12 protein-coding genes are annotated in these 12,145 nt (G+C 63.8%); 2 read left to right on the top strand and 10 right to left on the bottom strand.

Features of this window, described 5'->3' with window-relative positions:
- The 5 genes from ACXJ7R_RS13735 to ACXJ7R_RS13715 form a co-directional block, all read right to left on the bottom strand.
- The coding region (locus tag ACXJ7R_RS13735) for a Bax inhibitor-1/YccA family protein (protein WP_457152305.1) at positions 1 to 495 on the bottom strand (495 nt) is incomplete at its 3' end.
- Between the two features lie 42 nt (positions 496 to 537).
- Entirely contained in the window at positions 538 to 1,311 is a 774-nt protein-coding gene (locus tag ACXJ7R_RS13730) for an anti-sigma factor family protein (RefSeq protein ID WP_457152304.1), read from the bottom strand.
- Positions 1,308 to 1,841: a sigma-70 family RNA polymerase sigma factor gene (locus ACXJ7R_RS13725; protein WP_457152306.1), complete on the bottom strand. Its 534-nt coding sequence runs from the start codon at positions 1,839 to 1,841 to the stop codon at positions 1,308 to 1,310. The genes ACXJ7R_RS13730 and ACXJ7R_RS13725 overlap by 4 nt, the downstream gene beginning before the upstream one ends.
- A 168-nt stretch (positions 1,842 to 2,009) precedes the next feature.
- Entirely contained in the window at positions 2,010 to 2,825 is an 816-nt protein-coding gene (gene phnX, locus ACXJ7R_RS13720; protein ID WP_457152303.1) for a phosphonoacetaldehyde hydrolase, read from the bottom strand.
- Positions 2,822 to 3,979, bottom strand: a complete 1,158-nt coding sequence (locus ACXJ7R_RS13715; protein WP_457152302.1) for a TIGR03364 family FAD-dependent oxidoreductase — start codon at positions 3,977 to 3,979, stop codon at positions 2,822 to 2,824. Before ACXJ7R_RS13715 ends, phnX begins: the two co-directional genes overlap by 4 nt.
- A gap of 201 nt (positions 3,980 to 4,180) precedes the next feature.
- Here ACXJ7R_RS13715 and ACXJ7R_RS13710 point away from each other — a divergent pair, with 201 nt between their 5' ends.
- On the top strand, positions 4,181 to 5,365 hold the full coding sequence (locus tag ACXJ7R_RS13710) for an amino acid aminotransferase (protein WP_457152301.1): 1,185 nt from the start codon (positions 4,181 to 4,183) through the stop codon (positions 5,363 to 5,365).
- An 89-nt stretch (positions 5,366 to 5,454) separates the two neighbouring features.
- Positions 5,455 to 6,279 carry a nucleoside triphosphate pyrophosphohydrolase gene (gene mazG, locus ACXJ7R_RS13705; protein ID WP_457152300.1) on the top strand — a complete coding sequence of 275 codons (825 nt, stop codon included), beginning with the start codon at positions 5,455 to 5,457 and terminating at the stop codon, positions 6,277 to 6,279.
- A gap of 6 nt (positions 6,280 to 6,285) precedes the next feature.
- Here mazG and hflX read toward each other — a convergent pair whose 3' ends face one another.
- From hflX to ACXJ7R_RS13680, 5 genes are all read right to left on the bottom strand, one after another.
- The gene (gene hflX / locus ACXJ7R_RS13700) at positions 6,286 to 7,677 is read right to left on the bottom strand and encodes a GTPase HflX (protein ID WP_457152299.1); all 1,392 of its coding nucleotides are present in this window, start codon (positions 7,675 to 7,677) and stop codon (positions 6,286 to 6,288) included.
- Entirely contained in the window at positions 7,678 to 7,923 is a 246-nt protein-coding gene (gene hfq / locus ACXJ7R_RS13695) for an RNA chaperone Hfq (protein ID WP_006202172.1), read from the bottom strand.
- A gap of 145 nt (positions 7,924 to 8,068) precedes the next feature.
- Positions 8,069 to 8,932 (bottom strand): D-amino-acid transaminase, encoded by an 864-nt coding sequence (locus ACXJ7R_RS13690; RefSeq protein WP_457152298.1) that lies wholly within the window; start codon positions 8,930 to 8,932, stop codon positions 8,069 to 8,071.
- Positions 8,933 to 9,033: 101 nt separating this feature from the next.
- Complete coding sequence (gene ntrX / locus ACXJ7R_RS13685) at positions 9,034 to 10,395, bottom strand: nitrogen assimilation response regulator NtrX (RefSeq protein ID WP_095091615.1); 1,362 nt, start codon at positions 10,393 to 10,395, stop codon at positions 9,034 to 9,036.
- Positions 10,385 to 12,145, bottom strand: a 1,761-nt coding sequence (locus ACXJ7R_RS13680; protein ID WP_457152297.1) for an ATP-binding protein, incomplete at its 5' end; no start/stop codon positions are given. The genes ntrX and ACXJ7R_RS13680, both read right to left, overlap by 11 nt.

Below are 12,145 nucleotides of genomic sequence, written 5' to 3'. Positions count from 1 at the left end.
GATGTTGACGATGCTGGCGATCACCACGCCGATCAGGCCCATGATCAGGAACGACGAGAACTGGGTCAGGTCACGCCTGGTCGTGTAGCCGTAGAGGCTGGTGGCGCCGAACATGGTGGCGGCGATGAAGAAGGTGCGCGCGATGCTGGTTCCGGTGAAGACCAGGAACACCGAGGCCAGCGACAGGCCCATGACCGCGCAGAAGGCCCAGAACATCGCCTGGGCGCTGGCCGCCGACATGGTCTGCATCTTGAACGAGAACAGCATGACGAAGGCGAGCGGCGCCAGCATCACCACCCATTTCAGCGGGCTGGAGAAGATCGGCACGTAGAGCGCGGGCGTCGATGAGATCATGAAGGCGACCAGGCCGGTGACCACCAGGCCAACGCCCATGTAGTTGTAGACGCGCAGCATGTGCTGGCGCAGGCCCTCGTCGTAGACCGCGCCGGTTTGGGCGCCGGCGCCCACGCGGTATCCCAGATTGGGGGTGTTCATATGAATTCTCCTTTGTGTATCGGTCAGCAAAGCGTGGGTCGGTCAGTAAAGCGTTTTGGCGAGCGTCTCGGCGGCGCGGTCGAGATCGCGGACCTCGCTTCGTCCGACCACCGCATAGGCGACCTCGCCGATCTGGAAATAGGCCGAAGAAATGTCACCCGTAGGCGCGACGGTCGGCTTGACGACGTCGAAATTGCCCGGCCGGATCGCAAACAGCGAGACCAGGCCCATCTCCTTCGTCTCGACAGCCATCTCGACGCTCGGACCGAAGCGCGACGGATAGATCTGCACGTCGCGCACCTTCCAGTCCTTGGGCAGCGACGGCATGACGATCGCGGTTGCGGCGCGGATCTCGCCGGCATTGTAGTTGGGTGCCTCGGGCTGCGACGGCATGGTCTCGCGCACCAGCGTCGTCCTATGGGCGCGCACCGCTTCGTCGACATAGGCGGGCGGCTGCGGCGAGGCGACGACCTTGGTCACCGACATCGGCCCGATAATGCCGTTTGCCAGCCAGCCGGCAGCGACGAAGGCGGCCACTGCCGCCGCACGCTGCAGCACACCGAAGATGCGGCCGCGGAAAAGCCCCCTCTCCAGCCGCCGCGCGGCGTCGGCGGTCGCCGGCCGCGCCATGCCCCCGGACCCGGCAAGAGCCACACGCAGTTCGTCGCGCGTCCGCAGATCCGACATCACGCGCGCCGCCGCCTCCGGACGGGTGGACAAAAACGCCTCGACCTCGATGCGACGGGTGACATCGAGCTGGTCGTCGACATAAGCGTCGAGCTCGGTATCGGCCACGGGATCGACAGTTCCAGTCATGACGGTCCTCCAACGATCCTAAGGTGGTTTTTCGTCTTCGAGGGCGCCGCGTCCTCCATCTTGCGCAGTGCGGCGCGCGCCCTGCCGATGCGCGACATCAGCGTTCCCAGCGGCACGCCGCTGGCATCGGCCGCCTGTTGATAGGAAAGCCCTTCGATGGCGACGAGATGCAGGGCCGAACGCTGTTCTTGCGGCAGGCTGAAGAAGGCTTCGCGAACCTGGGCCAGGCGCACGGAGTGTTCCTGCGGCGCCGGTGTGCTGGCTTCGGCAAGATATCCGGCCTGTTCGAGGCGAGCGGCTTCGGATTTGCGGGAGCGCATTTTGTCGATGAATGTGTTGTGCACGATCGACAACAGCCATGCGCGCAAATTGCCGCTAGAGCGGAAAGTGGCGCGCCGTTCATAGGCCCGCACCAGCGCGTCATGCACGAGATCCTCGGCGTCCGTGCTGTCATGCGTCAGCGAGCGCGCGTAGCGGCGCAGCGAACCGAGCTGTCCTATGATGTCAAAGCGCGGCATCGACCGTTTCATGTCCTGTTTACGGAGCATGTGGGGATTTTAATCCCAGCCGCGCCATCTTTTTCGCGGATCGCTGGAGGACATCGTTCGCAACCGCCCTCGCCTCGCCGGCAAACCGGGCAATCTCGCGATACCGGCGCAGGGTGCTGCAATGCAGGTGGCACTCGGCCGAGTGAACGATCAGGGCCTTTCGCCGCGCCGCAGCTTGCCTTCAATCGCGGCAATCACGGGCAGCAGATCGGCGACGCCCTTGACGACGAAATGCGCGCCGGCGGCCGTGAGCTTGGCCGATGCCTCGGCCCGTTTCATCCTGAACACATCCGCAGCCATAGCCTGCGTCTCCGCCAGCGTGTGACCAAAGACATTGCCGGTCACCGCCACTCCGACGGTCCAGGCGCCCGCATTGATCCCCTCGCCGATGCCGACCTCGGTGTCATCGACCTTGACACACAGCCACGGCGGATAGACGCCGAGTTCGGTCAGCGCCTTCCAGAGCATGAACGGCGTCGGCCTGCCGTCGGGTGTATCGCCGGTGCAGACCAGGCAATCCGGCGAAAAGCCCTGCGCGGCGGCAACCGGCAGTATCTCCGCCATGATGTCGCGCGTATAGCCAGTTGTCGTGCCGATCTTGAGGCCGCGCTTCCGCAGCGCCTTGACCACGTCGACAACACCGGGAATGACATCCGAGAACCGCGCCGCCACAGCCCGGTTCCTCGGCACAAATACGTCATAGATGGCGTCGATGTCGGCATTCGTCGGCGCATGACCGTGCTGCTCCGTCCGGGCGGCGGCGATCCTGGGCTGTGCCAGCAGTGCTGCGATGTGCGGGCGCTTGGCCATTCCCATTGGCCCCCTCGCCTCGTCGACGCTGATCGCCACGCCGAATTCGGCGAAGGCCTCGACAAAGACACCCATCGGCGCCAGCGAACCGTGATCGACAACGGTGCCGGCCCAGTCGAGGACGACGGCGCGAAGCAAACCTTGAGTGGGCATCATGCGATCTTCCTGGCGTCGGCCTTGGTTGAACCGAAAAGCTCGTCGACCACCTCTTCGGCGATCGCGAACGAGGTGCTGGCGCCGGTACCGCTGGTGATCATGACCAGCCGCACGCCCTCCCGCGGCGCGTCGGCGAACATTGTCTGGCCGGTTGCTGAGGCATAGATGCCGGTCCAGCGTTCCAGCGCGGGCGGCGGCGGGCCACCGAAGACGGCGCTGAACTCCTCAAGGATGAGGTCGTCGACACGCCCCGAGGCGAACGGATCTGGCGTTGTCGCATAGTGGTGTGAATCGCCCACCACGAGCGTGCCATCGGCACTCTGGACGACGATTAGATGCACGCCGTTGTCGAGCGCGTCGCCTTGCTCGACTTCCAGCCGGCTTCGCAAAGCGGCGGCTTCTGGCAAAGCGGCGTAACCGCTGTAACGCGCCAGCCCAAGATCCGACATCACCGCTGCCGGCAACCGGAAGCCGGGATCGGCAAGGCGCATCATCTGCAATTTGCAGCGCGTGACGCCGTATCGCGCGATGCGATCGGGGTAAAGCGTGACCAGGTCGTCGCCCGGGCAGACGATCACCTTGTCGGCGAAAACCGGACCCCGGCTTGTCTCGATATCGGGCGGCTCGATCGAGCGCACCACCGTCTCGCGCCGGAATTCGACGCCATGCTTTTCGGCGAGGAAGGTTGCCAGCTGCGGGATGGCCTGGCGCGACTCGACGCGCACATCGTGCGGGCTCCACAGGCCGCCGGCAAAATTCCGGCCCGCCAGTTCTGGATGGTCGCGGCGAAGCACATCGGGTTCGAGCAGCAGGCAACCCTCGCCCATCTCGGTTTGAAGAAACGCCTCGATCACCGAGAGCGCTTCCGGACGGCGCGCGACGACGACCAAGCCGCGCTGGATGACCTTGATGCCGGCGGGCGCGGCCAGTTCCAGCCAGATGTCGCGAGATCGCATCGCACGGCGCCATACCTGGCCGCGTTCCTGACCACTGACCGTAACAAAGCCGAAATTACGCACTGAAGCGCCGTTGGCCTGAGCGTCACGGTCTATGACGACGACGCTGAGACCACGACGGACGGCGGCGAGCGCATGGGCGAGACCGACAATGCCGGCGCCAACGATGGCGAGGTCGAATTTTTCTTGCCGGCTCATCGTTATCTCACACCATCATTCTCAGGCTTCGTGCTGGAAAGGCTATTCAGACTACGCCGATGTGACAGTAGCGTGTAGGTCCTGATGGCCTTGTCGTCTCGGACAACGTCCATGCACAGCCACGCCGAGGCGGCAGGAAAAGCTCTGGCGAAATACGTTCGATTTGCGTATCACTCCGCCGCGTCAACGGAACCTTTGCCAATGTTCGAAGATCTGCAGCCCGCCCCCGCCGACAAGATCCTTGCCCTGATCGGCCTCTATCGCGCCGATCCGCGTCCCGACAAAGTCGATCTCGGTGTCGGCGTCTACAAGGATCGCGATGGCAAGACGCCGGTCATGCGCGCCGTGCGCGAGGCCGAAAAGCGCCTGCTGCAGGGCCAGGACACCAAGACCTATCTCGGCCTGGCCGGCGATGTCGGCTTCAACGCGGTGATGGCCAAGCTTGCCTTCGGCCCAGGCGCCGACATGACGCGCATCCGCGCCGCACAGGCGCCCGGCGGGTCCGGTGCGCTGCGGCTGGTGGCGGAATTGCTGAAGCGGACGCGTTCGAACGCGACGGTCTGGCTTTCGGACCCGACCTGGCCGAACCACATGCCGGTGATGCGCGCCGCTGGCCTGCAGATCCGCGAATACCCCTATTTCGATGCGGCTTCGGGTGCCGTTCGCTTCGACGACATGCTGGCAGCGCTGCGGACGGCAAACAGCGGTGACGTGGTGCTGCTGCATGGCTGCTGCCACAATCCGACCGGCGCTAATCTGGACAGCGCCCAATGGGCCGCCGTTGTCGATCTGGTGGTCGAGCGCGGCCTGCTGCCGTTTGTCGACATCGCCTATCAGGGCTTTGGCGATGGCCTTGAGGCCGATGCTCTCGGCTTGCGCCTGCTGGCCGCGAAGGTTCCGGAAATGGTCGTCGCGTCGAGTTGCTCGAAGAACTTCGCCGTCTACCGCGACCGCGTCGGCGCCGCGATGATCCTGGCCAAGGACGGCGCCCAGGCCGATCTGGCGATGGGTCAAATGCTATCGGCGGCGCGCGCCATGTATTCGATGCCGCCGGATCATGGCGCTGCCGCTGTGCGTATCGTGCTGGAAGACGCCGCGTTGCGCGCGGACTGGGAGGCCGAACTCGAGGAGATGCGGCTGCGCATGCTCAGGCTTCGGGTCCAGTTCGCCGAGGCGCTGCGCCGGCAGTCCAATTCCGACCGTTTCGATTTCGTTGCCAGCCACCGGGGCATGTTCTCCCGCCTTGGCCTCACGGAAGCGCAGGTCGAGCGGCTGCGTGCCGAGCACGGCATCTACATGGTCGGTGACAGCCGCATCAACGTCGCGGGTCTGCCCGAGGACGGGATGGACGAACTCGCCAAGGCGATCGTTTCCGTTCTTGATTGACAGGCCGGGTACCCAGCACCTGTGGACAAGGCCCCCTCGCCGGCTGACAACGTTGGCCGCGCGAGTGGCCGCGCGGTAGCATCGGTCGCATGACGCCATCGAATGACATTTCGCGCCTGATCGAGATCATGGCGGCGCTGCGAGCGCCGAAAACTGGTTGTCCATGGGACATCGAGCAGGATTTCTCGACCATCGCGCCCTATACGATCGAGGAGGCCTACGAGGTGGCGGATGCCATCGCGCGCGGTGACCTCGACGATCTGCGCGACGAACTCGGCGACCTTCTGCTGCAGGTCGTCTACCACGCGCAAATGGCCGAGGAGGCCGGTGAATTCGCCTTCGGCGATGTGGTCCGGGCCATCACGACGAAGATGATCCGTCGCCATCCGCATGTCTTCGGCGACGAGGAGGCCCGCAGCGCCGGCATGGCCAAGGGCATGTGGGAAAAGATCAAGGCCGAGGAAAAGGCGGAAAAACGAGGCGCCCGCCTCGCCCGCGGTCTCGACCCCGAGGACAATGGCAAGGGGTTTCTGGACAGTGTTCCGGTCGCCCTGCCCGCGCTGACGCGAGCGCTGAAACTGCAAGAGAAGGCCGCCCGCGTCGGCTTCGATTGGAGCGAGGCAGCTCCTATCCTCGACAAGATCGAGGAAGAGATTGGCGAGTTGCGCGAGGCGCTGGCCAATGGTGACACCGCGTCGATCAAGGACGAGTTCGGCGACATGCTGTTTGCCGTCGTCAATCTCGGCAGGCACCTCAAGCTCGATTCAGAAGCCGCGCTGAGCGGCACCAATGAGAAGTTCCGCTCACGCTTCCACTATGTCGAGCAGGCCCTGGAAAAGTCGGGTAACACGCTGGACAAGGCGAGCCTGGCCGAGATGGAAGCGCTCTGGCAGGATGCAAAAACCGTGAAGTAAGCGACGTTACCCTTTGGTTTTGGCGCGCAATCTGCTTTCTATTTCTTCGCGGGCGCTTTGCGTCGCCTTGAGCGAGATGGTGGCGCTGCCGTTGTCATTGTCGGTTCGCGAAACGACGTCGCCATTGCGGTAAAGCCAGTCGACAAGACCGAACTGTGCTGGCTCGATCGTCACCGTCAGGTCTTCGAGTTCGCCCGCCATGCGCGTTTCGATGATCGCCTTCAGCGCATCGATGCCCTCGCCGGTCACCGCCGACACCGCGACCGGCGGCGCCTTGCTGGCGTCGGTGCCGTCGGCAAGCAGCCGGTTCCTGTTGCCTTCGTCGAGCCTGTCGATCTTGTTCCACACTTCGATGACCCGCTTGGCGTCGCCGGCATCGACACCGAGATCGGCGAGGATGCGTTCGACATCCTCGGCCTGCGCGGCTGTATCGGGATCGGAAATGTCGCGCAGGTGGATGACGAGGTCGGCCTCGACCACCTCTTCCAGGGTGGCGCGGAAAGCGGCGATGAGATGCGTCGGCAGGTCCGAGATGAAACCGACCGTGTCCGAAAGGATGATCGGCGTGCCATGCGGCAGGCGCACGCGGCGCAGCGTTGGGTCGAGGGTGGCGAACAGCATGTCCTGAGCCAGCACGCCGGCTCCGGTCAGCCGGTTGAACAAGGTCGACTTGCCGGCATTGGTGTAGCCGACGATCGCCACCACCGGAAACGGCACCTTCTTGCGCTTGGCGCGGTGCAGGTCACGGGTGCGGCGCACGGTTTCCAGTTCGTGCTTCAGCTTGATGATCTTGTCCTGAAGCACGCGCCGATCCGATTCGATCTGCGTTTCACCGGGACCACCGAGGAAGCCGGCACCGCCGCGCTGGCGCTCGAGGTGGGTCCAGCTGCGCACAAGACGGCCCTTCTGGTAATTGAGATGGGCAAGCTCGACCTGCAGCGTGCCTTCCTTGGTGCGCGCACGCTCGCCAAAAATCTCAAGGATCAGGCCGGTGCGGTCCAGCACCTTGGCATTCAGTTCCTTTTCGAGATTGCGCTGCTGCACCGGCGTCAGCGGATGGTCGACGATGACCACTTCCGCATGACCCTCTTTGACGATTTCGGCGAACTCGGCGACTTTGCCGCTGCCGAGCAACGTCGCCGGGCGCGGATCGTTGACGGTCACCACCGCCGTGTGGATCAGGTCAAGGCTGATGGCGCGGGCAAGGCCGACGGCCTCGTCGTGACGAGCGTCAGCCGAACGCGTCAGCCGCGGACGGTTGGTATCGTCGTCACCGCGCGGCTGGCGCGTAAGCACCGGCACGATGACAACGGCCCGGGTCGGGCCCTTGGCTTCCGTCCCGGGATGATGTGCTGGTTTTCCGCGAACTGGTGCGTCCGCGTCTTTCTCACGTGCCAATCAGGCGCCCTGGCTTTCCTCGCCATCGAACATCTGAACCGGCTGGCTCGGCATGATCGTGGAAATGGCGTGCTTGTAGACGAGCTGGGAATGACCGTCGCGGCGCAGCAGGACACAGAAATTGTCGAACGAAGTGACCACGCCGGTCAGCTTCACGCCGTTGATAAGGAAGATGGTGAGCGGGTTCTTGCTCTTGCGAACTGAATTCAGGAACAGGTCCTGAAGGTTTTGCGATCGTTCCGCCATTGTTCTTGTCTTTCGCCGATCCCCTTCGGTTTGCAAGCCAATGCGCCAAATTAACGGGCACATGTCAAGCGCGCAAACACCCTCTTGTCGTCAGTAACGACAAGCAGAACGAGATAAATTGATGTTCATTCCACCTGTGCGGTTATCAGGCTGGACTTTTTTCCGCAATGTCAAAAAAGGCCTTACGCAAGGAAAGTGTTACTGAGCCGGGGTGTCCATTGGCAACCGGATCGCCGTCGATGGCCACCACCGGCATGGCAATTGTGGTCGCGGAACTGATGAACGCCTCACGCGCTGCCTTGGCCTCGGCGACGGAAAAACCACGTTCCTCGATCTTCAAGCCAAGGCTGGCCGCCACCTCGAACATGGTCGTGCGGGTGATGCCGCGCAGGATGCCATGCTCGGCCGGCCTGGTGACCAGAACGCCATCCGTGGTGACGATCCAGGCGTTCGACGAGCCGCCTTCCTTGACCATGCCGTCGCTGTCGACGAACCATGCCTCCTGCGCACCGGCTTCCTTGGCCTTCTGCTTGGCCAGCACGTTAGGCAGCAGTCCGACGCTCTTGATATCGACCCGGTCCCAGCGATTCTCCGGCACGGTGATGACCGCAATGCCGGTTTCAGCCCGCTTTGCTCCGGCGGCAGGATCGGCTTTCCTGGCTGTGACCACCAGGGACGGCCTGGTGTCCGCCGACGGGAAGACAAAGTCGCGGCTGGCGACGCCACGCGTGACCTGGACATAGACCAGGCCATTGGCGACATGATTGCGGTTGACCACCTCGCGCAGGATGAGCGGCAGGACACCGCGCGTCACCGGCCAGGCAATCGACAGTTCGGTCAGCGAGCGGTTCAAACGGGCCAGATGGCGCGGCATATCGACGATGAAGCCACGCGCCACCTCGCAGACCTCGTACACGCCATCGGCGAACTGATAGCCGCGGTCCTCGATATGCACGGAAGCGTCCGCATGAGCGACGTAGCGCCCGTTGACATAGGCAATGCGCGGCATTGGCGACCCCTGGATAATTCTCGGGCTTTCTTATGCGATTCCGCCGCTGCCGTAACCGGCAAATGGTTGGCCCAAGCGCGGCCGATCGGACGTCGCGCCTGTCAGACGCCCAGCGACTTCAGCTTGCGGTGCAAAGCGGAGCGCTCCATGCCGATGAACTCGGCGGTTTTCGAGATGTTGCCGCCAAAGCGGTTGATCTGGGCGATCAGATAGTCCTTCTCGAACTGTTCGCGCGCCTCGCGCAGCGGCAGCGCCATGATGTGCTGGTCGGATTGATTCGGCGTGCGCGGCATGACATCGCCGATTTCGGACGGCAACAGGTCGGCGGTGATCGGCGCATCGACGTCATCGCCGCGCGCCAGGATCATCAGACGCTCGACATTGTTGCGCAGCTGGCGGACGTTGCCCGGCCAGTTGTGCGCCTGCAGCACGGCCAGCGCGTCATCGCCGATGCGGCGCGGCTTGATGCCGGCCTGGCGGGCGATCTGCTTCATGAAATTGTCGACGAGGTAGGGAATGTCCTCGCGCCGCTCGGCCAGTCCCGGCACCATGACCGGAACCACCGCCAGGCGATGGTAAAGATCCTCGCGGAAACGGCCGTCGGCAATCATCGCTTCGAGGTTCTGCGAGGTCGAGGAAATGATGCGGACGTCGACCTTGACCCGCTTGGTGCCGCCTACGCGCTCGAACTGCTGCTCGACCAGCACGCGCAGGATCTTGTTCTGCGTCTCGCGCGGCATGTCGGCCACTTCGTCGATGTAGAGGATGCCGCGATGCGCCTCCTCGAGCGCGCCGACCTTGCGCTCGACACCGTTCGATTCGGTGCCGAACAGCTCGATCTCCATGCGCTCGGGCGTGATGTTAGCGGCGCTCAGCGTGACGAATGGCGCGCCCTTGCGTGCCGACAGCGTGTGGATGGCGCGCGCGGCCAGTTCCTTGCCCGAGCCTGAGGGGCCGATGATCATGACACGGCTGTTGGTCGGCGCGACGCGCTCGATGGTTTGGCGCAGCTGGCTCATCGCCGACGACATGCCGATCAGATCGAAGGTTTCGCCGCTGCGCAGCTTGAGGTCGGAAACCTCGCGCCGCAATTTCGAGGTTTCGAGCGCACGCTCGGCAATGAGGATCAGCCTGTCGGCCTTGAACGGCTTTTCGATGAAGTCATAGGCCCCGCGACGAATGGCGGAGACTGCCGTTTCGATGTTGCCGTGACCGGAGATCATCACCACCGGCAAGGTCGGGTGCATCGTTTTGATCTCGTCGAGCAGCGCCAGGCCGTCCAGACGCGAGCCCTGCAGCCAGATGTCGAGGAAAATCAGCCGCGGCGCCCGGTCGGCGATCGCCGCCAATGCGCTGTCGGCATCGAATGCCGTGCGGGTTTCGTGACCTTCGTCGCTCAGGATGCCTGCGACGAGTTCACGGATGTCTTCCTCGTCATCGACGATGAGAATATCAGACGCCATTACCGACCTTTTCAGTTTCTCGTTCGTTTTCCGACCTGCTTTCGCCACGCGGAAGCGCGACCGCCACAGGCGGCAGGATGATGCTGATCATCGCGCCGCGCCCGCCGTGGAAATCCGCGGGCGCATCATGAAGTTCCAGCCTGCCGCCATGGTCCTCCACGATCTTCTTGACGATAGCGAGACCGAGCCCGGTGCCCTTCTCGCGTGTGGTCATATAGGGCTCGAGCAGCCGTTGGCGATTCTCGCGCGGCAGCCCCTTGCCATTGTCGATGACGTCGATGCGAATCGCGCCATTCTGGCGGCCGGCTTGAATCCGGATTATGCCGTGCGAACCATCCTTCTGTTCCAGCCCATCGATTGCTTCGGCGGCGTTCTTGATCACATTGCCGAAAGCCTGCGCCATCAGCCGGCTGTCGAACGTGCCCTTGAGCGGCTCGCTGCCGAATACCCGTTCGAAGGTGATGTCGGCGCGGCTGACCTCGACCAGGAACGAGGCCTCGCGCAGCGATTCGCGCAGGTCGATGGCCTTCATTTCGGGCTTCGGCATGCGGGCGAACGCCGAGAACTCGTCGACCATGCGGCCGATGTCCTCGACCTGCCGGATGATGGTGTCGGTGCACTGGTCGAAAACCTCGCGGTCCTCGGTGATGACCTTGCCGTAGCGGCGCTTGATGCGCTCGGCCGACAGCTGGATCGGCGTCAGCGGGTTCTTGATCTCATGCGCGATGCGCCGCGCCACGTCGGCCCAGGCGGAGGAGCGTTGCGCCTGAACCAGATCGGTGATGTCGTCGACCGTCACGACATAGGATTTTTCCTCCGCGCCGTCGTCGCCGGCCTCGATGGTGATCTGCACGTTGAAGGTTCGCTCGGCACCGGCACGGTAGAAGGTCACCTGCTCGCGATAGACGGGTTTGCCGGACTTGCGACCGATCTCGAAGACGCGGCCGACATGCGGCAGCACGGCGGAGAGGTTCTGTCCAAGTGCAGCGTTGGCGGATATCGCCAGCATCGCCTCGGCCGAGCGGTTGACGATGGTGACGATGCCATAGGGGTCGACACCAATGACGCCGGCGGTGACACCGGCAAGCACCGCTTCGGAGAAACGGCGCCGTTCGTCGATCAGGTCCTTGGCGGACAGGATCTCGTTGCGCTGTGATTTCAGTTCGAGAAGCATCTTGTTGAACGTGTCGCCGAGCGAGGCGACATCGCCGTCCGATGGCCTGACGGGAACCGCGACGTCGAGATTGCCGGTCGCCACCTCGTCGGCGGCGCCGATAAGCTGGCGAATCGGCCGCACTAGGCGATCGGCAACGGCAATGCCGGTCCAGATCGCGGACAGGATGATGATCAGCGTCAGCGACAGATAGGGCAGCGCGAAGGCCACCTGCGACGTGCGCCTGTTATCTTCCAGCCCGCGATATTCGTCGGTGTTGGATCYGAYGATCTGCCGCGCCTTGATCACTTCGGGATCGACGAGGCGAATGGTGTAGAGATAGAGCCCATCGATCTCGCGCAGCTTGACGATGGCGCCCATGATGTTGCGCGTTTTCGGCTCTATCAGCACCGGCTTGCCGTCGGAGGCGCTGGCCACGGCGCCTTCCGGCGGCTCGGGCATGGCGAAATCGGTGTCGGTCTTGGCGCTCATGACGAACGAGCCGTCGGGTTTGATCAGCGCTGCATGGGCCAGCGACCGGCCCACGGCTTCCTTGTTCATCAGGTCGAGAAAGCCAGTCCGATCAAGGCCATAGAG

The sequence above is a fragment of the Mesorhizobium sp. P5_C1 genome (genome assembly GCF_054049815.1).
Note: the sequence above shows the minus strand (reverse complement) of the source record. Positions and strands in the feature narration are given on the sequence as shown.

Coding starts and splice junctions, on each gene's coding strand:
- ACXJ7R_RS13730 (WP_457152304.1), bottom strand. CDS start 1,311: ATGACTGGAACTGTCGATCCCGTGGCCGATACCGAGCTCGACGCTTAT.
- ACXJ7R_RS13725 (WP_457152306.1), bottom strand. CDS start 1,841: ATGAAACGGTCGATGCCGCGCTTTGACATCATAGGACAGCTCGGTTCG.
- phnX (WP_457152303.1), bottom strand. CDS start 2,825: ATGATGCCCACTCAAGGTTTGCTTCGCGCCGTCGTCCTCGACTGGGCC.
- ACXJ7R_RS13715 (WP_457152302.1), bottom strand. CDS start 3,979: ATGAGCCGGCAAGAAAAATTCGACCTCGCCATCGTTGGCGCCGGCATT.
- ACXJ7R_RS13710 (WP_457152301.1), top strand. CDS start 4,181: ATGTTCGAAGATCTGCAGCCCGCCCCCGCCGACAAGATCCTTGCCCTG.
- mazG (WP_457152300.1), top strand. CDS start 5,455: ATGACGCCATCGAATGACATTTCGCGCCTGATCGAGATCATGGCGGCG.
- hfq (WP_006202172.1), bottom strand. CDS start 7,923: ATGGCGGAACGATCGCAAAACCTTCAGGACCTGTTCCTGAATTCAGTT.
- ACXJ7R_RS13690 (WP_457152298.1), bottom strand. CDS start 8,932: ATGCCGCGCATTGCCTATGTCAACGGGCGCTACGTCGCTCATGCGGAC.
- ntrX (WP_095091615.1), bottom strand. CDS start 10,395: ATGGCGTCTGATATTCTCATCGTCGATGACGAGGAAGACATCCGTGAA.